Genomic DNA, 21184 nt, shown 5'->3' with positions numbered 1-21184 from the left:
GGGGAAACCCACTCCTTTTAGGAGTATCCATAACTGAATTCATAGGTTATGGAGGCGAACCCGGGGAACTGAAACATCTAAGTACCCGGAGGAAAAGAAATCAACCGAGATTCCCTTAGTAGCGGCGAGCGAACGGGGATTAGCCCTTAAGCTCTTTATGTTTTAGTGGAAGGTTCTGGAAAGTACCGCGATACAGGGTGATAGCCCCGTACACGAAAAGGCATTTAGAGTGAAATCGAGTAGGTCGGGACACGTGTTATCTTGACTGAATATGGGGGGACCATCCTCCAAGGCTAAATACTCCCAGCTGACCGATAGTGAACCAGTACCGTGAGGGAAAGGCGAAAAGAACCCCGGAGAGGGGAGTGAAATAGAACCTGAAACCGTATACGTACAAGCAGTAGGAGCCCTTCGGGGTGACTGCGTACCTTTTGTATAATGGGTCAGCGACTTATTGTCTGTAGCAAGGTTAACCGCTTAGGGGAGCCGTAGAGAAATCGAGTCTTAATAGGGCGTTTAGTTGCAGGCAATAGACCCGAAACCCGGCGATCTATCCATGGGCAGGTTGAAGGTTGAGTAACATCAACTGGAGGACCGAACCCACTAATGTTGAAAAATTAGGGGATGACCTGTGGATCGGAGTGAAAGGCTAATCAAGCCGGGAGATAGCTGGTTCTCCTCGAAAGCTATTTAGGTAGCGCCTCGCGTCTCACCCTCGGGGGTAGAGCACTGTTTGGGCTAGGGGGTCATCCCGACTTACCAACCCCATGCAAACTCCGAATACCGAGGAGTGCAATCGCGGGAGACACACGGCGGGTGCTAACGTCCGTCGTGGAAAGGGAAACAACCCAGACCGCCAGCTAAGGTCCCAAATACCAATTAAGTGGGAAACGATGTGGGAAGGCCCAGACAGCTAGGAGGTTGGCTTAGAAGCAGCCATCCTTTAAAGAAAGCGTAATAGCTCACTAGTCGAGTCGGCCTGCGCGGAAGATATACCGGGGCTAAATTGGTAACCGAAGCTGCGGATGCCTTCGGGCATGGTAGAGGAGCGTTGTGTAAGCCGTTGAAGGTGGATCGGGAGGTCTGCTGGAGGTATCACAAGTGCGAATGCTGACATGAGTAACGATAAGGGAGGTGAAAAACCTCCCCGCCGGAAGACCAAGGGTTCCTGTCCAACGCTAATCGGGACAGGGTTAGTCGGCCCCTAAGGCGAGGGCGAAAGCCGTAGTCGATGGAAAACAGGTTAATATTCCTGTACTCGCTATTGCTGCGATGGAGTGACGGAGAAGGCTAGGCCAGCATGGCGATTGGTTGTCCATGTTTAAGGTTGTAGGCTGGGGACTTAGGCAAATCCGGGTCCCTAAGGCTGAGAACTGATGACGAGTCTCTTTTAGAGACGAAGTGGTTGATGCCCTGCTTCCAGGAAAAACTTCTAAGCTTCAGGCAATAGTGAACCGTACTCTAAACCGACACAGGTGGTCAGGTAGAGAATACCAAGGCGCTTGAGAGAACTCTGGTGAAGGAACTAGGCAAAATGGTACCGTAACTTCGGGAGAAGGTACGCCGGTTTTGGTGATGGGACTTGCTCCCTAAGCTGAGGCCGGTCGAAGTGACCAGGTGGCTGCGACTGTTTATTAAAAACATAGCACTCTGCAAACACGTAAGTGGACGTATAGGGTGTGACGCCTGCCCGGTGCCGGAAGGTTAATTGATGGGGTTAGCTTCGGCGAAGCTCTTGATCGAAGCCCCGGTAAACGGCGGCCGTAACTATAACGGTCCTAAGGTAGCGAAATTCCTTGTCGGGTAAGTTCCGACCTGCACGAATGGCGTAACGATGGCCACGCTGTCTCCACCAGAGACTCAGTGAAATTGAAATCGCTGTTAAGATGCAGTGTACCCGCGGCTAGACGGAAAGACCCCGTGAACCTTTACTACAGCTTTGCACTGAACTTTGAGCCTATTTGTGTAGGATAGGTGGGAGGCTTTGAAGCAGCGACGCTAGTTGTTGTGGAGCCGTCCTTGAAATACCACCCTGGTATGTTTGAGGTTCTAACTCTGGTCCGTTATCCGGATCGAGGACAGTGTATGGTGGGTAGTTTGACTGGGGCGGTCTCCTCCCAAAGAGTAACGGAGGAGTACGAAGGTGCACTCAGCATGGTCGGAAATCATGCAATGAGCATAATGGTATAAGTGCGCTTGACTGCGAGACAGACATGTCGAGCAGGTACGAAAGTAGGTCATAGTGATCCGGCGATTCTGTATGGAAGGGTCGTCGCTCAACGGATAAAAGGTACTCCGGGGATAACAGGCTGATACCGCCCAAGAGTTCACATCGACGGCGGTGTTTGGCACCTCGATGTCGGCTCATCACATCCTGGGGCTGAAGCCGGTCCCAAGGGTATGGCTGTTCGCCATTTAAAGTGGTACGCGAGCTGGGTTTAGAACGTCGTGAGACAGTTCGGTCCCTATCTGCCGTGGGCGTTGGAGATTTGAGAAGAGTTGCTCCTAGTACGAGAGGACCGGAGTGAACGAACCTCTGGTGTTCCGGTTGTCACGCCAGTGGCATTGCCGGGTAGCTATGTTCGGACGGGATAACCGCTGAAAGCATCTAAGCGGGAAGCCTCCTTCAAGATAAGATCTCCCTGGGAACTTGATTCCCCTAAAGGGCCGTGGAAGACTACCACGTTGATAGGCTGGGTGTGGAAGCGTTGTGAGGCGTTGAGCTAACCAGTACTAATTGCCCGTGCGGCTTGACCATACAACAGAGATGGTTACTAACGACTAGCTAAGCTAGCGGATTGTGAGTTAGAGACATACGATCGCTTGCGGTGTATTACTACAGATTGTTTTACCGACTTATTTGGGGTTATCGCCGGTCAACAACATGACCGAGGCAAACAGCGATAACGCGGCAGGCCAAGCACATTGCTTATAAGACCAGCGCCAACCCAAGCCAGTTTGCCTGACGACAATAGAGTTGTGGAACCACCTGATCCCTTGCCGAACTCAGAAGTGAAACGCAACATCGCCGATGGTAGTGTGGGGCTTCCCCATGTGAGAGTAGGTCATCGTCAGGCTTCTAATCCGAAAGGGCCACCCAATGGGTGGCCCTTTTTTTATGTGTGAAAAAAATATCCGTGAAGAGCCGTAAAGAAGAAAAGCAAAAACTTGGAAGTTAAAAATAAAAAAAGGCAAAGATGAAACGAAGAAAAATTAAAAAAGAAAAGCTAAAAATAAAAACTAAGAAAATAATGTGACAAAGAAACCCTGAAAAGTAATGAATAACCCAGTCAGGTTTTTGCCCTCAAAATCCAGTTGAAAAATTTAATCAGGAAAAACCCCGGTAAAAAGTCGAACACGTTTACGCGACTGTAAATAAAGAGTTCTCCTCGCGACTTTCTCTCCTGGAAAAAATTGAGCGCCCAGCTATTTTTTACTGCAATCTTCCCTGGAAGGGCATTCCCAAATAATTTACCGCAGTACTACTAGTAGTCTTCCCGGAAAAAATCTTCCCAATAAAGAAATTATCTCCGCTGTAAAAAAGGGCCTGACAGGGATAAAAGTGACACAAAAATACCAATGAAAAAGCCGGTGATTTTTTGTGCGCTCGCGCAATGTCACACAACTGTAAGGCTGGCAGCGGATATACCACAGTTATACACAAGTCTATCCAGCCATTCTGTTAATAACGGCCGACCTGTGGAAATCACCCTAGAATCAGTGGTGTTTTTTTACCCATTAAAAGGCCCCCTATGGAAACAGAGGCCTGAAAGTGGATATCCCGGAGTTATGCACAGGTCTATCCATGGATTCTGTTAGTAACCGTCTCTTCATCCGCTTGTCATCAGTTATAAACAACTACCTGTTTAGACAGAGATGTCAGTTTTATTAAAGGTGGCACGGAAGTCTTTGTGATCGAAAGTTTGGGTTGGGTGGAATAAGAGGGAAATAAAAAAACCCCTCTGAGTGGGGGCTTTTAAAAATAACTGGAGTATTTATAGATTACTCAGATTTAGTGGGAATACGCCCGAGGTCACCTTCCATTTCGGTGGCAAGGAAAGACATCACCACCCAGGCAGCGACATTTTGGCGCAGGTTCTCAGGGTCGATCTTGTCCAGGGTATCGTTGGGAGTGTGGTGGTAGTCGAAGTAATCAGTACCATCCTGGTAAAGGCCAAAGGCTGGCACACCCTGGGCGACGAAAACACTGCTATCGGGGCCGCCATAGGATTCGTTATTACCACGCTCAATACCTAGCGGCGCCAATAATTGCATCATCTGGTCGGCGATATCGAATTTACTCTCCGGTAGCCTAGTATCAAAGCGCCAGATTTTTCCTGCGCCAAAGTCAGATTCTGAAATGGCGATAATGTTGTCGAGTTCATGGCGGTGGGCATCGACATATTGCTTAGCACCGACCAAGCCAATTTCTTCTGCACCGAACAGGACTACACGCAGGGTGCGACGTGGACGCTCGGGTAACTCACCAATCAGGCGTGCAGTCTCCAAAACAATGGCGACACCAGCACCATCGTCAAGGGCACCTGTGGCTTCGTCCCAGGAGTCCAGATGGGCCCCAATGATCATGACTTCTTCCGGCTTTTCGCGACCAGTAATTTCCCCAATCACATTAAAAGAGGGGCCATCGGCAAGGCGCTCATTATTCACATTGAGCTTAACTTCTACAGGTGCACCGCGTTTGAGCATGGCTTCAAGCAGGTTGGCATCGGGTGCTGAGAGCGCCAGGGCGGGGACCGGATTTTTAATACCGTCGATAGACATCATACCGGTGTGAGCGAAACGGTCTGAGTCTGTGCCGACGGAGCGCAGGAGCAGGGCAGCTGCACCTTTCTCTGAAGCTGCGCGCATACCGCGACTGCGCCCCTGAACTGCAGGGCCATAGCCTTCACCGGTGCGGGCTTTTTCCATGCGTTTGTTGATAAACGCTATTTTACCCTTAACCTGTTTTGGCGATGCTTTAATTAAAGCCTCTACATCGGCGAACTCGACAATCTCGGCGGTGAGACCGCCATCGGGTGTTGCAACACTGTAGCCCAGGGAGCTGACAACCAGGGGTTGCGGATAAGGAGAAACAACTTCTGCGTGGGCATGGCCACGAGCCCAGCGCGGTACGTCTATCTGTTCCGTATAGACCCGGTCAAAACCCAGGTCTTGCATCTTTTTCTGAGCCCAGGCCACTGCACGCCGGTCTCCCTCGGTACCTGCGCGGCGAGGCCCAACCTCCACTGTCAATGATTCCACGATGCTGTATGCATCTGAGGACTCCAGGGCGCGGTCGCGTAGTACCTCGGCAACTGAGAGGTCCTCCTGAGGCAGCGGTTTTGCCTGGGCGATACCAATCGCCATGGTTGCTATAAGACCCCCGGTAAGGGATAACAGTGGTTTAAACATATGTTTATCCTTGATTAACACTCGTTGGCTCAAGATTTTGACTGTTTGTCTGATGTATTAATAAGTAGTTTGCTGCGAATTTGGCGCAGCTGTTCCAGTCCCCTTTCGGTAAATAAATAGGGTGGGCTATCACTGGACTCGTACTCTTCTATTTCCAGGCACTTGAGACGCATTTTCTCCAGCTCTGGGTCATGGCGCATCGGAATCGCCACCAAAGCACGCCACTCACTCTCGCTGGCCTGACCGGTAATGGCGTCTTCCAGGCCTTTAATAAAACTGGCTCTATCCATGCGAAAACGCGGGGTACGCAAGTGCATAAAAGTCCAGATTACAATGACGAATGCACAGAAGGACAGCAGCAAGGTGAGAAACAGGGTCACTTTTCTACGGCTCCAATAGTAATTTTATCGCGATAGCCAGGGTGGCAAGAATAATCACAGGCTTAATTAGCCTGGCTCCATGTGTGATAACCAGGTTGGACCCAAGTCTTGCACCAATTATCTGGGCGGCAGCCATAGTAATACCCAGCATTAGAGAGAGGTGGCCACCTAGTATAAATATAACTAGTGAAGTGATATTTGTGGCCAAAACCAATGGTTTGGTCGACGCAGTAGCTTTACGCATGTTGTAGCCGAGTAGCGCCGCAAATGCTAAGGCATAAAAGGCTCCCATGCCGGGGCCAAAAAAACCTCCGTAAAAACCTATCCCGCCACCGACAAAAAGATGAAAGAGCCTCGAGTCCATTCTGGGTTTGGAGTCGATGTCTGAAATTCTCGGTGAAAAACTGAAGTAGAGAGCAATGGCGATAATCAGTAAAGGCAGTAATGTATCCAGTGTTTCAACGCCGAGCTTTGTGACAGCCCAGGTCCCCATGGATGAACCGATCATTGCTGTGACAAGGCCGGGCCACAGGGGTCTCAGTTGCAAGTGCCCCTTTTGAAAATAGTTAAAACTGGATGAGAGAGTGCCGAAAACCGCTTGGAATTTATTGGTGCCGAGGGCATCGAGCGGGGGAAGGCCAGCCCATAAAAGTGTGGGCAGGGTGATCAGGCCTCCACCACCGGAGATGGCGTTGATAAAGCCCGCGGTGAAGGCCACCGCGGTGAGTATCAGGAGTGTGGTTAAGGTTAAATCGCTACTAAGTTCTATCACGGGAGGATTCGTTACCCTCCAAGGTGCCAGTCTGCATTTTGCGGTGGAACCCCTGGTATTTACTGAAGCGGTGCTGGATCTCTCTCATATCCTCGTCCAGGTTTCCGGTGGGATGGTAGAGGGAGTCAAGGCAGAAGCGTTTACGTGAAAAATCCCAGGCAACCAATAAGATTGGTACATTGGCTGCGTAAGCAATTCGCAGGAAACCACTTTTCCACTTGGTAACTTTCTTACGAGTTCCTTCGGGAGTAATACCGACCCACATTTTCTCGTTATTGCGGTACTGCGTGGCTACCTGTTTTGCGATACCCCCTGCGGAGCCGCGATTGGTAGGGACACCGCCGAGCCACATAAAGAGATTTTTAAAGGGAAAGAAAAAAGCTTCCCGTTTCATCAGCCAGGAAATTTTTACCCTGTAGGCCATGATAAAAGGCATGGCTACGACAAAATCCCAGTTGGATGTGTGTGGGGCCAGGGCCACCATCACTTTCTTCTCAGGGGGAAGGTGCCCTCCAGGCGCCAGCCCATCAGCCTGATCAGCAGCCTGCCAATAGCAGCGGTGACGCTGTTGCCAAGGCGGGGTATCTCTGCCGGTAATTCTTTCTGCTGACTCATTATGGATCTCTCAGTCTACTGCTTAAACGCCCTGGAACTGGCAAATGGTCTCAGGAAAAGCCCGCATAAATTAATGCTCACGGGTAGCGTAGAAGCGAATATCCGGATAACGCTCCTCTGCCAACTGCAAATTCACTCGGGTTGGTGCCAGATAGGTTAGGTGGCCGCTACCGTCAATGGCGAGATTGGTACTTGCTTTGCGTTTGAAGTTCTCCAGTTCTTTGACGATTTCACTTTCCACCCAACGGGCTGTATTCACATTTACATTTTCGTAAATGGCTTCTACTTTGTATTCGTCCTTAAGGCGATAGGCAACCACTTCAAACTGCAATACACCAACGGCACCGACAATAATGTCGTTGTTATCCAGCGGGAAAAATACCTGGGTAGAGCCTTCTTCAGAAAGCTGTTGTAAACCTTTTTGTAACTGTTTCAGTTTCAACGGATCTTTGAGGCGAATCCGGCGGAACAACTCTGGAGCAAAATTGGGGATACCAGTAAATTTAAGAGCCTCACCTTCGGTAAATGTATCGCCAATCTGGATAGTACCGTGGTTGTGTAAGCCGATAATGTCACCGGCAATGGCCTCTTCTACATGGGTGCGGTCGCCGGCCATAAACGTCACGGCGTCGGCAATTTTTACATCCTTGCCAATGCGCACATGCTTCATTTTCATTCCGCGGGAGTAGGTACCGGAACAAACGCGCATAAAGGCGATACGATCCCGGTGTTTGGGGTCCATGTTGGCCTGGATCTTAAACACAAAACCGGAAAACTTTTCTTCGCTCGGTTCAACCTGGCGCTCTTGGGTAGCGCGGGACTGGGGACCCGGAGCCCACTCCACAAACCCATCGAGCATTTCACGAACGCCAAAGTTACCAAGGGCAGTACCAAAAAATACTGGGGTAAGTTCGCCCGCTAGGTAAGCTTCCAGATTGAACTCATGGGTGGCACCGCGCACCAGCTCGATCTCCTCGCGGATATCCTCTGCGTACTCCCCGAGCAATTCGTCAGCCTCTGCTGAATCAAGTCCCTTAATCTGGATATCATCCGGGATGGTGTGGCCTTGGCCTTGGGTAAATACGTGAATCGTATCGGTGTAGAGGTTGTAAACCCCTTTAAAGCTTTTGCCGGAACTGAGCGGCCAATTGATAGGAGCGGCCTGGATGTTGAGGACCTCCTCAATTTCATCCATCACTTCGATGGGGTCTCGAATGTCCCGATCGAGTTTGTTGATAAAAGATAGAATGGGAGTGGTACGCAGGCGGCACACATTCATTAGTTTTATTGTACGGTCTTCGACCCCCTTGGCCCCATCGATCACCATCAGTGCCGAGTCCACTGCGGTGAGTACCCGGTAAGTATCCTCGGAGAAGTCCTCGTGTCCAGGAGTATCGAGCAGGTTAACCGTGCGCTCTTTGTAGGGAAACTGCATGACCGATGAGGTGACAGAGATGCCCCTTTCTTGTTCCATGGTCATCCAGTCAGAGCGCGCATGGGGCCCCTTCTTACCTTTGACAGAGCCTGCCATCTGGATTGCGTTTCCGAACAAAAGTAACTTTTCGGTCACGGTTGTTTTACCGGCATCCGGGTGGGAAATGATGGCGAAAGTTCTACGTCTTTGAAATCGTTGAGAAAAATCTTGGTTCACTTAGATTTAACCTTATCTGTGTACGCCCTGTGTACACATATAGAAATATACTCCAAGGCCGAATCCGAAAGGACGCATTATATCAAATTGGCCTTTGGTTTTGCTCTTGGCTGGTGACCAATGAATACTATCCGGTCAGGCTGGTCGATGCTAATAGGGTGGCAGGGTAGGCTCTTGGCTGTATACATTTACTGTTGCTGGAGTTGACTCTTTCCAACGTTCCTGGGTTAGCTTCACTGATTAGTTTTCGCGGTCCATGTTTTGTATTGATGTGACAATATTGACATTTGATGACAGGCTGGGTTGAAATGACTATGGACTTGCTGAAAGTCTTCACACGTCATTTTCAAGGAGCACTGAAATGGAAGTTAAACGAAAATTTTTTCTAACAGCAGCATTACTTGTATCAGTAGCGCACTCTGTACCGGCACTGGCATCTACATTATCAACAAGCATAGAACTCAAAAATAACACTTCTTCTGATAATGTGCTCATTAATGGAACAAATTCAACCGGGATTATTTCTCCATTATTTCCAAGCCCAGCAGTTGCAAACAATTCGACTTTCCACACCTCTATCACTAATAGTGTGGCGGATGCTGGGGTATTAACCTATCAATCATGTAGGTTCAATTGGTCAGTTATCCAGATGAATGGCTACTATCAATTTTCAATAGGAGCAACCCCTTCATCTAAGTGCAGTTCAGATGTATTGGTTCAAAATGTGTTTACTGGGGAATACAAAATAAGATTCAACATCGACGCCTAAATAAGTAAGTAATCCTTAGCGAAGGCGATGAGGTGCCTGCCATCGCTAAGGATGGACTGGAAAACAACTGTGTATTTTTTAGGCGTAAAATTTGAACCTCCCACTGCTCATCACCTTTGATCGACTAATATCCATTTAAAATCTTTTTGCCTTCGATATCGAAAATCCTTTAGAGATACACAAAATGTAATACCCGCTCAATTTTAACGCAGAAGAAATAATTATTTTCTATTAATTGATTATGGGCAATGGAGATAGATTTATTGAGAAATGCAATAAAAGACGCCGTGTAATTGTGTGTGATAAATAATGAAGTTCGAAGCGTAACAACTTACCCCTTAGTGCCGACAAATAATCCCAAGTCAGATTTTTTACTTGAACTTAGTAGATAAATTTATTTGCGACGGTTATGTAAGGAGAATGATGATGTGTAATAGTTGTTATAGTTCTGGGGCAACTTATACTTTAATAAATAAAATTGAACTGTGGGCCAATAATGGTCTTACCTATACCGATTTGGAGTGTTTGGTTCGTTCATCTGCTGTGACTTATCCAAATACTTATGTTTTTGTTTTTAAAAATGCAATTATATTTAATGGTACCGCTCGAAAGGTATACGTGGACGTACATTATGTTGGCAACAAAATAATTCCGGGTTCGCCACGACAAGCATTTGGAGGGCTTTGGGTGAGCGGAGTTGGAAATCAAGCGATGAAACCAGAACAGCACGGTGGTGTGCTACTAAGACAATTAAAATTGGAGCTTCCCAGTCATGCGCCAAAAGGTGGAGTTAAAGCTGTATTTGGTGACCGACATGGCAATCAGCCATTACCAAATGGGATAATTCAATCGAATAAGTTAATATAAGGTGCTCTTTTCGGGTTGATATCCTTCCCGCCCGATAAAATACAAGCTTTTCTCTTCGGGTGGGGAAGTATTGGTCTTAAGCTGCTTCTGGATGTGAAACTTGAGACTCCCACTTTTCAATATCATCGATAGCCCAATGTTTGTGACTGTCAGATGCTTTGATGTGTGGCTATGGAAAAGGGTTTGTGTCTCGTTTTATCCATCTAAAAAATGTACGGCTTGAGCAGCGGTAGTGCTGGTATAAATCCTTGGTTGACCAATATCCTTTAATCATATTTTTTCTGTTTCTTAATATCTAGACATTTTGCTCTACACAAAGGCAAATCCCTGGCTGTTGTGTGTGAGTTCACCTGCTTGCTACACGGAGTCGTAAACGGGATTAACCGTTGCGTGTCCGAAGAAAATATCGTTGATAATATTGCGTATCATTAGGTGATGTGATCGCCGAAGTTACCATTATCGCCCATACATCACCGGTGATTCGTAGGTAGATTTTCGGCAGGTCAGAAAGTCCATTATTGGGTCGTAATTGCCAGGTGAGGGGAAACTATACAAAAGATCGAAAGACTCAATTTAAAGTCTGGCTAGGGAACCCTTTATCTGGGGGCTATAGGCCCTCAAAAGAAATGGAAGATACAGGAGGCTTATATATCTCCTGCCTATACCATTAGGTGGGGACTTGCCAAGGGTGATGACTTGAGTAGTTAGTGGAAGCTGTACCTTAGGAGTGGGATTTGCTGAGGGTGGCAACTTGAGTGGCTTGCAGAAATTTTACCCTTAGAAAATTAATATTTAAATCAGGTAGTGTTCCACTTCATATTCTTTGTGCCATCTCAGCCACTGTATTCTGCCAAGTGTCCGACAGTGCTCAGTATGTATACATTTTCACGGTTAACAACAAGTCGATTTGTGAACATGCCTATATACAGATTTTCTTGTGGCTGAGGTTGGTTTTGTATGCGCCGGTACTGTTTAGAGGGTGGGGTATACTGCGAATTAGGCAATATGTGAGCTTGATCAGCGAAGACCAAGCTCCAATGGGCTGAGTTGCTGTCAGGGCTGGCGCTTCTGGACATCTTTCGAATAAAGTTGGCCTTTCAGCCAAATCAATGTTGGGCGGATTGCACAGTGGGACCAGTCAAGGCTGGTGAACGGGTTTGCAGTTCTCTTAAGTTAAGGGGGATCTATGAGTCAGGACAGGTTGCAGGCGTTGCGTGGTGAGCTCAAGCGGCAGGGGGTGGAGGCCTTCCTGGTTCCCCGCGCTGATGAATATCAGAATGAGTATGTACCCGCCGCCGATGAACGACTGTCCTGGATAACTGGGTTTACCGGGTCCGCCGGCATGGCAGTAATCAGTCAGAGGGAAGCAGCGCTGTTTGTCGATGGGCGTTATACATTGCAGGGAGAGCAGCAGATAGGGGATCAACCCATTGAGTTGGAAAACCTTGATGGTCAGGCTATTGCTGCTTGGGTTTGCGATCAATTACGTGAAGGACAGTCGCTTGGCTTTGACCCACGTTTACATACCGAACCTGGACTGGCACTGCTGAAAAAGCGTCTCGCCGAGAGGGATATCTCCCTCCGGCCACTGGAACAAAATCCAATAGATGCGGTTTGGCGGGATCGGCCCCACCCTCCCTGTGGAGCCGCGCGTCCACATCCATTGGTATTTACCGGGGAGCACTCTAGAGAAAAGCGCCAGCGTATTGCTGGATTACTGGCGGAAAAACGTGTAGATGCCCTTTGGCTGCCCAACCCCGAAAGCTGCGCTTGGCTTTTTAATATCCGCGGTGATGATATTCCCCACCTCCCCGTTGCCCTGGCTAATGCGGTGTTGTACCAGGATGGCAGTGCCACACTGTACCTGGCCGAGCAGGCTATTGGTGAAGGGGTGCTGGAGCATCTGGATCACGAAGTGATACTGGTGTCAGAAAAAGGGCAGTTATTCGAAGACTTGCGCCGTCGCCATGCCAATAAGATCTGGGTAGATGCCTCAATAAGCAATTGCTGGACCCTGCAGCAGCTGCGCGAACTGGATTTACAGTTGCTACTTGAGCGCGATCCCGTGATTGAGGCGAAGGCTTGTAAAAATTCTGTGGAGCTGGCCGGCTCCAGGGCCGCCCATGAGCGCGATGGCGCGGCACTGTGTGAGTTTCTGTGCGAGTTACCCAGTGCGGTTCAAAATGGCCTTGACGAACTGTCGGCGGTGCAACTGCTGTATAGCAAGCGCGAGGAGCGCGAGGGTTTCCGCGGAAATAGTTTTGAAACTATCTCGGGCTACGGACCCAACGGTGCCATTGTGCACTACCGGGTGAGTGATCAATCCAGCTTGGCGATGAAAGCGGAAAGCATTTACCTGTGTGATTCCGGGGCTCAATACCCGGATGGCACTACCGATGTCACTCGCACAGTGGCCCTGGGGAAATTTCCGGCACCTGCAAAGGAGCACTTTACCAGAGTACTGAAGGGCCACATTGCAATAGCCACCCTGCGCTTCCCACTAGGCACCTGCGGAGAGCAGATAGATGCTATCGCAAGGCGCTCACTGTGGGAGGCGGGTCTGGATTATGCTCATGGTACAGGCCATGGGGTTGGCAGTTTCTTAAGTGTGCATGAAGGACCACAGAGAATTGGCAAGGTAGCCACTGGTGTGGCATTGCAGCTAGGCATGATTCTTTCCAATGAGCCCGGCTTTTACCTTACCGGCCAATATGGAATTCGAATAGAAAATCTGGTTTTCGTTAAAGAGAGTGCGGATTACATCGGTTTTCTGGAGTTTGAGGAGCTGACATTGGCGCCGATCGATCACCGTTTAATTGATGTGGAGCTGCTGACAAAAAAGGAGTTGGACTGGCTCAATCGCTATCACCAGCGCGTACGCGATACTATTACGCCGCTGGTCAATGAGAAGACTGCCGAGTGGCTGCAAAAGGCGACCGAAGCCCTGTAATTTTTTAGCTGGGGCTTGCCCCCAGCAGTTGTTATAAGCACCAAAATTTGCCTGTGAATAACAAGGCTATTATTGCATCTCGAATTTATATCCCGCCCCATACACCGATTGAATAAGCTCTGTGTCTGGTAGTACAGCGGTTATTTTCTTGCGTACTTTTTTGATATGGCTGTCGATAGTGCGGTCGCTGATTACCCGGTAATCTGAATAGATGCGATCCATGATTTGCTCTCGGGAAAAAATGCGGCCGGGTTCACTGTAGAGCAGCTCAAACAAGTGAAACTCCAGGGAGGTCAAACCAACATCGCGGCCGCCAATACGCAGCTGCCTGGTTTTGGGTTCCAGTTGTATCGTGCCCAGGTCTGGTTGCCCGGTGGCAGTGGTACGACGTAATACCGCCTTTACCCTTGCTACCAGCTCCCTGGGACTGTACGGCTTGCACACATAATCGTCCGCACCAATTTCCAGCCCTCGCAGGCGGTCTGCTTCCTCTATTCTGGCGGTCATCATAATAATCGGTACATTACTGGTGCGACGGATTTCCTCGCAGATTTCCAGTCCGCCTTTTCCGGGGAGCATCAGGTCCAGCAAAATTAAATCTGGCGATTGGGACTTCACATAGGGCACAACCTGATTGCCATCAGAAAGGATATCGGCTTGATATTCAGCTGCGCGTAAATAGTCCAGCAGCAGGTTGGCCAGCTCGGTTTCATCTTCAACTATAAGGATTTTTGCGGTCATTATTCCTACCATTTGATCCGCTGAATAAGGGGGAGAAAAATACTGATTTCCAGGCCTCCTAAGCGCGAAGAGGTGGCTGAGATACTGCCCTCATGGGCTTTGACAATATTTTGACAGATTGACAAACCCAGGCCAGCCCCACCGGTCTCGCGGCTACGTGAACTTTCAGTACGGTATAGGCGGTCGAAAAGGTGGGGTATATCCCCATTGGTGACTCCAGGGGCTGAATCCTCGAAAGTGAGGATAACGGTTTGTGCTTTGGCACGGGCTGAAACTCGTAATTGGCCGCCACTATCGGTATAGCGCAAACTGTTAGTGAGCAGGTTGCCGAATAGCTGCTGTAGGCGCGCCGCATCGGCATAGATGAGCCTGTCTGCACTTAGTTTATTGGTCAATTTCAAGGCTATATTTTTCTGCGCAAAGGCACTGCGAAAATCATCGACGATATCATTTAGTAATGGAGCTAGGGGAATATCGGTTTTGCAATAACTAAGAGCTCCCACGTCAGATAGGGAGAGTTCGTAGAGGTCGTTGATCAGGCGATTTAACTGGTGAATTTTATCATGGAGTATATCGAGGTTTTTTGGGGAAGCGGTGCGTACACCATCCTGTAACGCCTCAATTTGTCCCTTCAACACTGCCAGTGGAGTGCGCAATTCATGGGATATATCTGCCATCCAGCGATTGCGTGCGTGCTCATTGGCCTCAAGGGTTGCAGCCAGCCGGTTGAAATCCGCACTTAGCTGGCCCAGCTCATCGCTGCGTTCAATATCGATACGGGTTTTGTAATTGCCGGAGGTAAGGCGATGGGTAGCTTCAGCTAGGCGGCGGATGGGGCGAACCAGCTGCCAGGCCAGGGGCAGGGCGATACCAAGGGCCAGGATGAAGGTGACAATAGAGATCAGTGCAAAAGTACGTGACTGTTCCCGTATAAAGCCCTGCTCATAATTATTGGACAGGGATGCCGGTGGGTTGATAGTGAGAAACCCCACTGTCTTGCCTTCAACGGTCAAGGGTTGGTAGAGCAATTTCTCTGCTGGTGCGGGGCGTCCAATCACCAGGCGCTTTTCGCTATCGAGCAGGCTTAGGCGTGGGCCGAGACGGTCACCAGCGGGTGGAGGCATTCCTGGTCTGCCACCTTCTGGACCCATGCCCCTTGGAGGCCTGCCGGGGCCGCCAGGGGGCGGTGGTGGTAATTGTCCCAGTTGGCGAAAGATGGTTTGATGGTGTAGGTCCAGCCATTCATGGCCGTTGCCTTCCAGGGACTGCCAGCTCCCTTTATGTGCATAAAAGTCTTCCAGCGCTTGAACAAGGTCTTCAACATCGCGTAGTTCCTGTGCACGCATGTAGGCGAGAAAACCGTGGCTAAAACTCCACTGGAAAAATACAAACATACCACCGACGGTAATTGCGGTGGTCAGTAAAAATGCCAAGCTGAGTTTGTAGCGAATATTTAACGACATATCGTATCCGGTTCGTCCTTCAGGCTGTAAACGCGGCGAATCCTCCCGTTCCGTTGATCCTGGGTCATGCCTGTGCTGGTCGGTTGTAACACAAGCGTACACGTACAGTAATTATGCAGTAAATACGCAGATGATTTTCTTTCCCATGGCGGGTGAGTAGCTTTTGCTGTGCAGAACAAAAGCTCAATTATTTGCAAGGGTGGCTCCCAGTGTTGGAGCCTGATTTTTAACGGAAGCTCCGAGAGAAATTGGCGAAGTGGAAAACCGGTGTAAGACAAAGTTTTCCCGGTCGCACTGTATAAAGAGGGTTGCCAGTATCCGTTTACCTCCACGGCTCCAGGTGCTGTGATCGTGTGCATTTAGGGTTACAGTGATTTGGTTAAATCCGGGCCGTAATAGCTTTTCTGGCAGGTGCACATCGGCGGCATAGAGGCGCTGTACTTTTTTGCCATTAATATAAAGATGTGCGTGGCCCTCAAGAAATCTTTGTGGGGTATCACTGGCATCGCGAGGTGATTCGAGTTCGAAGCGGTCAAAGTCGATGTGTAAATTGAATCCGGACATCGTATCCCGGCTGATGTTCAGCTCAATTCTCGGTGTGGCAATATGCATTGGTATTTCCACAATGGGGTGCTGATCACCACCGTGTCCTGTATGCGGATTGGCTTGGGCTATCACTGTGAGGGTGCCGATCACTGCATATACCAGGAACCCGGCAATTAAATACTTGTGTAATTTCATAAGCTGCTCGCTTCCAAGTATGATTAAACTTTAACGACCGAAAGTAGTGGAGCATCGATTCACGATAGTTTGGTCGTCCAGTTTTCCGTAAAAGCGCGGCCCAAAAGTAAATGGGAATGCCGGTATCAGCTGGGCATCATCACTGAGCGTAACCGTTAGGTGGTAGTGATAGCCGCGCTCGCTATCGCTGTGCCCGTTGTACTGATCAAGGTAGGCTCCGCCCAGAGCGGTTAATTCGGAATCCCAGTAGTAATCTTCGTAAAAGAAACCAGAGGTTGTATCGAATTCATTACCCGATAGAGAGGTATAGCTGCCGCTGGTAGTGGGACCGGTATTATTGGTGGTTTGGGTCCCCTGGTTGATGTTGTATTCATCTACCAAGAGACAGCTCCGCTCTCCGGCATCGCCACAGCCGGTTTTCGAGTTGGGATCGTTATAGTTGCGCACCGCCCAACTACTCAGTGCCAGTTGGCCGTCGTCTTCCCAGGGGCCGTGAATGGCATAGCCATCGGCAGTGTAGCCGTAGATTGGTGAGTGGCTATTACCCACATCACCCACCAGGTCAGCGAGGCAGTTGCTGTAGAAGTGATGGTGGTAGTCGCCATTGGCGGAATGGCCTCCACAGACATCCACATCGTAGACCTCTGCGAAAGGTGCGAGAGTGTGCCAGGTGTTGTTAACCGACTGGCCATCACTCCATTGGTAAATTGACGTGCCGTTCACCCAGTAGCCCTGGACGCCGAGGCCGGTCTCGCAATCCTCGGTAGCAGCTTCTGGCGTTTTGGGAATATAGCCTTCATGGGAAACGTTTTCTGGGCAAACGGGCCCCGGTGGCCAAAAACCATATCCAGCTTCAGCGCCGCAAGAGGAATTACTGCGGTAACCAATATCCTGACCAAAACTGATAATATCCCCTGGCTGCACTGTAGGGCTGCCACTGAGGAAGTCTGTGCTGACTTTGGGGCGGCTGAGAAGCGCGTTGAGGATATTGTCAGTGATAAGAATTTCGTAGTCGGGGATGCCTGTAGCAGTTACCCGTGTATAGTCTCTGCCACTCACCGTTACTGACTCGACACTTTGTACGTTTACCAGAACCTGTTCATTACTGTTATTCTCATAGATGTAAGGAGCGCGCTCATCGGTGGTGTTGATGATCCAAACACCGGCATCCCCCGAGCTGCCATCATCGCTGCTGTTATCCCCAGAGTCACTATCGCCATCACTGCCATTGCTGCTCACATCACTGCTTGTTTCTGTTTCAGAGGAGGAGTTTCCACCACCTCCACAGCCATGCAGTACACCAGCGAGTAATGTGAGGGAGAGGGCATAGGACAGTAGCGAGTACCCGTCGTGATTTAAGAGTGCTTTTATTTTCATAATCCACCGAGGCATCAAAGGATAAGTACTTTGAAACTACCCGAGAAAAGTGGACAAAATATGGATGCTTGCTGTGCATTTTGATACTGGATGCAGTACAAGAATTATACTGAGAAGCGGTTTCTAAACTGGAAATTCCCCCGACAACCTAAACTGAAAAGCTGTCCTATGTCTTTGCCGCTAAGTAATTCAGTCATTTTTTAGAGAGAGCAAATTCCTCCTGTACCTATGATTATTTATCGCCGGGCATTGTGTACAGTGCGCCTGGGGTAATGGTGTTAATTTTTGCAAAGCCCAATATTTTTATGGACAGAGTTCCGGCACACAGCCTGTGCGCTGGAGTCCCGTCGAGTCACGGAGGGAATCAGGGGCGTGGAGGTGGTCTGGGTGGCAGCCCGCCGCCGACTTCATCGGAGCAGACATTTACCAGGGCTTGATCGTCCAGCTTGCCGAAGAAGCGTGGGCCAAGGGTATAGGGGAAGGCTGGAATTAACTGCGTGTTGTCACTCAGGGTCACGGTCAGGTGGTAATGGTAGCCACGCTCTCTATTACTGTGCCCATTCTATTGGTCCAGATAAGCGCCGCTTTGTGCGGTTAGATGCGGGTCCCAGTAGTAATCCCTATAAAAGAAGCCGGCAGAAGTTTTGAAGATATTGCCGGACAGAGCGGTAAAAGTATCGCTGGTACTGGGACCAGGCTTATTCAGCACTTCATAACCCCGTGCCAGGTCGTATTCGTCGACCAGCCGGCAGTTCCTCTATCCGGGAGAACCACACCCGCTGATTGAGTTGGATCGTCGTAATTTTCGGATAGCTCAGCTACTTTTGGTCAGCACACCATCTTCTTCCGAGGGCTCATAAACTGCATAGCCGTCGGCAGTAGAGCCGTAAATGGGTGGGTGGATGTTACCTATGTCGGCTACAAGCTCTGCAAGGCAGTCGCTATAGGAATGGTGGTGGTAATCGCCACGTGCGGCGTGCCCGCCGCAAATATCCACATCCTACATTTCTGCCACTGGCGCCAGAGTGTGCAAGGTTCCATCCAAAACCTGGCCGTCGCTCCACTGATCGATAGAGGCACCGTTAACCCAGTACCCTTGGACACCCAGGCCAGTTTCACTCGCCTCCCCAGACTCTTCCGGCACCAGCGGAAAATACCCTTCGTGGGAGATATTTTCCGGGCAGACCGGGTCTGATGGCCAGTAATCATAGCCAGCATTCACGCCACAGGAAGAGTTACTGCGATAGCCGATGTCCTGGCCAAATCTGATGAGATCGCCAACCTGTAGGAGTGGATTGCCGCTGACGAAACCGGTATCCACCCTGGGTCGACTTAGGAGCCATTCGTACAGGTCTTCAGTAATTTCGGTTTCATAGTCGGGGATACCGGGGGCCGTTACACTCGAATAATCTTTTCCACTCACCGTAACCGAATCGACACTCTGTACATTCACCAGAACCTGTTCATGACTGTTGGCTTCGTAAATATAGGGCGCGCGTTTATTGTCGATATTTATTATCCAGGGGGAATTATCCAAGTTTTCAGTGAAGTTACTTAAATTCTCACTCGAGTCAGAGCTTTCTGGGGTTGGGTTATCCCGATCGCATCCGCCTAACAAGCCAATGAATATGATTAACAGGATTTTCTCAGGCAGCAGGCGCTGCTTTGAGCGGGGGTATTCCATTGCTTCCATAGGTCACCGACCATGTTGGGAATTGGTCGATTTCTAAGTGATCCTTCACCGGAAATGCCGGATTTGAGGTGAGGCTTGCCGGTGGTGTCTGAAGCGATCGAGGAAAAGTGGAAGTAATGTGCATGAAGAGAAAAGTGGCGGTCGCTTCCTTGACTGGTACTGACGTTTGAGTGAGTGGAGTGCCTGAGGTGGGGAGTAAGCCCCGGTGTGCCCGGGGCTGCTGTTTAGCTGGCTGGCAGCTGCTCCGGGGTGGCTACTTCGGCCGTACGCTGTCGGGTATCGTGGCGTAGCCACCACCATGAAAGGATACCCAGGAGGATATTGGATGTGGCTGTCGCAACAAACAAACCGGTCATTCCCCATAGCTGATTTCCCAGCCAAGCCAGGGGCAGGTAGATACCGAGCACCCTCAAGAAGGAAATCATGGTAGCGGGCAGGGGGCGTCCAAGGCCGTTAAAGGCGGCATTGGCTGACATTACAAAGCCGTAACCGGCATAACTGATGGGCACCAGGGTGAGGTAGGCGACTGCCACGGCGATAACTTCTGGGGACTCACTAAACAGGCGCGCGATAGGTTCGCCAATAAAATACAAAAGTACTGCCAGGCTACTGCCCAGTATGAGGCAGAAACGTGCCAGTACGCTGACAGTTTCCCGCAGCCGATCGATTTTTCCAGCTCCAGCATTCTGTCCCATAAAAGGACCAACTACCGCTGAAAGCGCATAGAAGATAATCAGAGCCATCGGCTCAATACGCATCGCTACCCCCAGACCGGCAACGGCATCATCACCATGCACAGCAACCAGTGCTACAACGACACCGCCAGACATGGGGATGATCACATTGGTCAGTATCGCCGGCAGTCCTACGGCCAGTATCTTGCGCCAGGATTCAATTAGGGTGCCCAGGTGCCATTGGGGTGGGGCCATCAAGTGTTCGCGGCGAATCAGGAAATAAAGAGCTGCAAAGAAACTCAGTGCGCGCACGATGACCGTCGCGATTGCCGCACCCTGTAATTCCAGGCGGGGGAAGCCAAACAGCCCAAAGATCAGGATGGGATCGAGAATAAGGTTAAACAGGGCCACACCCACCATAATACGCCCGGTCAAGGCGCTGTTGCCGATGGCGCGTAGGGCGGACATGGCGATCGTGGGGACAATCACGAAGATAGTGCCGAGGTACCAGGGCACCATATAGTCGGCAATGAGTGGCAGTAGCTCAGGGCTCGCACCAAGCAGTGAGAATAGTGGTCGGATCGTGAGCAGGCCGGCAACTGAGATTACCAGGGAGATCAGTAACGCCAAAATCGAAGTATCGGTAACCAGTCTGCGTACATCCTGTACTTCTCCGGCACCAAAGGCACGGGCGACTGCCGATGAGGTGCCGGCGCCCAGGCCGATAGCAAAGCTGTTGATTACCATCACTACGGGAAAGGTAAAACTCATGGCCGCCAGTGGCGCACTGCCCAATTGGGAGACAAAGAAAGTGTCCACAATATTGAAGGACATTACGGCGAGAATGCCCCATACCATAGGAAGGGCCAGCCTCTGCAGGTGAGCGGGTACCGAGCCTTCGAGGAGTGATGGGCTGCTGTTCGATAGCGTCATTCAATAACTCTTTTTACGCGGTCGGATCAGTGGGAACCTCGGTGATGCTGCCGCAAAAACTGATGGGTGGTGACGCTGTTTGGCAGGGCGCCCCCTTGAAAGTCGCCCTCTAGGCGCAGTGAGAAAACGGTCCTTTCTGTTGTCAG

The 21184-nt window shown here is 50.0% G+C and carries 19 protein-coding genes and 2 rRNA genes (1 of these 21 running past the window's edge); 6 read left to right on the top strand and 15 right to left on the bottom strand.

The genetic code is table 11. The annotated features are described in order from the left end of the window. A 23S ribosomal RNA gene (locus tag P3339_RS20080) occupies positions 1–2758 on the top strand (it extends 120 nt beyond the left edge of the window). A gap of 203 nt (positions 2759–2961) precedes the next feature. Further along, positions 2962–3077: ribosomal RNA gene (gene rrf / locus P3339_RS20075) — 5S ribosomal RNA — on the top strand. A gap of 925 nt (positions 3078–4002) precedes the next feature. Here the strand turns inward: rrf and P3339_RS20070 are convergent. From P3339_RS20070 to P3339_RS20045, 6 genes are all read right to left on the bottom strand, one after another. Next, positions 4003–5412 carry a M20/M25/M40 family metallo-hydrolase gene (locus tag P3339_RS20070; RefSeq protein WP_282951705.1) on the bottom strand — a complete coding sequence of 470 codons (1410 nt, stop codon included), beginning with the start codon at positions 5410–5412 and terminating at the stop codon, positions 4003–4005. Between the two features lie 29 nt (positions 5413–5441). Then, positions 5442–5792, bottom strand: coding sequence for a hypothetical protein (locus P3339_RS20065; protein WP_282951704.1), 351 nt, complete (start codon positions 5790–5792; stop codon positions 5442–5444). A gap of 4 nt (positions 5793–5796) precedes the next feature. After that, entirely contained in the window at positions 5797–6564 is a 768-nt protein-coding gene (locus P3339_RS20060; protein ID WP_282951703.1) for a TSUP family transporter, read from the bottom strand. Continuing rightward, complete coding sequence (locus P3339_RS20055; protein WP_282953627.1) at positions 6551–7048, bottom strand: 1-acyl-sn-glycerol-3-phosphate acyltransferase; 498 nt, start codon at positions 7046–7048, stop codon at positions 6551–6553. Before P3339_RS20055 ends, P3339_RS20060 begins: the two co-directional genes overlap by 14 nt. After that, a complete protein-coding gene (locus P3339_RS20050; RefSeq protein ID WP_282951702.1) occupies positions 7048–7179 on the bottom strand; it encodes a hypothetical protein in 132 nt (43 codons plus the stop codon). The genes P3339_RS20055 and P3339_RS20050 overlap by 1 nt, the downstream gene beginning before the upstream one ends. Positions 7180–7249: 70 nt before the next feature. Beyond that, entirely contained in the window at positions 7250–8830 is a 1581-nt protein-coding gene (locus tag P3339_RS20045) for a peptide chain release factor 3 (protein WP_282951701.1), read from the bottom strand. A 361-nt stretch (positions 8831–9191) separates the two neighbouring features. Here P3339_RS20045 and P3339_RS20040 point away from each other — a divergent pair, with 361 nt between their 5' ends. The 4 genes from P3339_RS20040 (at position 9192) to P3339_RS20030 (ending at position 13416) form a co-directional block, all read left to right on the top strand. Further along, the gene (locus P3339_RS20040; protein ID WP_282951700.1) at positions 9192–9599 is read left to right on the top strand and encodes a hypothetical protein; all 408 of its coding nucleotides are present in this window, start codon (positions 9192–9194) and stop codon (positions 9597–9599) included. Between the two features lie 375 nt (positions 9600–9974). Next, complete coding sequence (locus P3339_RS20035) at positions 9975–10466, top strand: hypothetical protein (protein ID WP_282951699.1); 492 nt, start codon at positions 9975–9977, stop codon at positions 10464–10466. Positions 10467–11066: 600 nt separating this feature from the next. Further along, a complete protein-coding gene (locus P3339_RS23640) occupies positions 11067–11174 on the top strand; it encodes a hypothetical protein (RefSeq protein ID WP_353056941.1) in 108 nt (35 codons plus the stop codon). A 478-nt stretch (positions 11175–11652) separates the two neighbouring features. Next, positions 11653–13416: an aminopeptidase P family protein gene (locus P3339_RS20030; protein ID WP_282951698.1), complete on the top strand. Its 1764-nt coding sequence runs from the start codon at positions 11653–11655 to the stop codon at positions 13414–13416. A gap of 69 nt (positions 13417–13485) precedes the next feature. Here the strand turns inward: P3339_RS20030 and P3339_RS20025 are convergent, their stop codons facing one another. The 9 genes from P3339_RS20025 to P3339_RS19985 form a co-directional block, all read right to left on the bottom strand. Continuing rightward, complete coding sequence (locus P3339_RS20025) at positions 13486–14157, bottom strand: response regulator (RefSeq protein WP_282951697.1); 672 nt, start codon at positions 14155–14157, stop codon at positions 13486–13488. 5 nt (positions 14158–14162) lie between these two features. Next, positions 14163–15620, bottom strand: coding sequence for an ATP-binding protein (locus P3339_RS20020; protein WP_282951696.1), 1458 nt, complete (start codon positions 15618–15620; stop codon positions 14163–14165). A 183-nt stretch (positions 15621–15803) separates the two neighbouring features. After that, complete coding sequence (locus P3339_RS20015; RefSeq protein ID WP_282951695.1) at positions 15804–16361, bottom strand: hypothetical protein; 558 nt, start codon at positions 16359–16361, stop codon at positions 15804–15806. Between the two features lie 30 nt (positions 16362–16391). Beyond that, on the bottom strand, positions 16392–17738 hold the full coding sequence (locus P3339_RS20010; protein WP_282951694.1) for a YHYH protein: 1347 nt from the start codon (positions 17736–17738) through the stop codon (positions 16392–16394). Between the two features lie 364 nt (positions 17739–18102). Beyond that, positions 18103–18255, bottom strand: coding sequence for a hypothetical protein (locus P3339_RS20005; protein WP_282951693.1), 153 nt, complete (start codon positions 18253–18255; stop codon positions 18103–18105). A 45-nt stretch (positions 18256–18300) separates the two neighbouring features. Continuing rightward, positions 18301–18447, bottom strand: a complete 147-nt coding sequence (locus P3339_RS20000) for a hypothetical protein (protein ID WP_282951692.1) — start codon at positions 18445–18447, stop codon at positions 18301–18303. A 105-nt stretch (positions 18448–18552) separates the two neighbouring features. Next, on the bottom strand, positions 18553–18735 hold the full coding sequence (locus tag P3339_RS19995; protein ID WP_282951691.1) for a hypothetical protein: 183 nt from the start codon (positions 18733–18735) through the stop codon (positions 18553–18555). Between the two features lie 3 nt (positions 18736–18738). Further along, positions 18739–19422, bottom strand: a complete 684-nt coding sequence (locus tag P3339_RS19990; protein ID WP_282951690.1) for a hypothetical protein — start codon at positions 19420–19422, stop codon at positions 18739–18741. A 233-nt stretch (positions 19423–19655) separates the two neighbouring features. Next, complete coding sequence (locus P3339_RS19985; protein ID WP_020411860.1) at positions 19656–21038, bottom strand: MATE family efflux transporter; 1383 nt, start codon at positions 21036–21038, stop codon at positions 19656–19658. Between the last annotated feature and the right edge of the window lie 146 nt (positions 21039–21184).

It is taken from the genome of Microbulbifer sp. MLAF003 (assembly GCF_030012965.1).
GTDB lineage: Bacteria > Pseudomonadota > Gammaproteobacteria > Pseudomonadales > Cellvibrionaceae > Microbulbifer > Microbulbifer variabilis.
The sequence above is the reverse complement of the archived record's forward strand: the minus strand, read 5'-3'. Positions and strand labels throughout refer to the sequence as shown.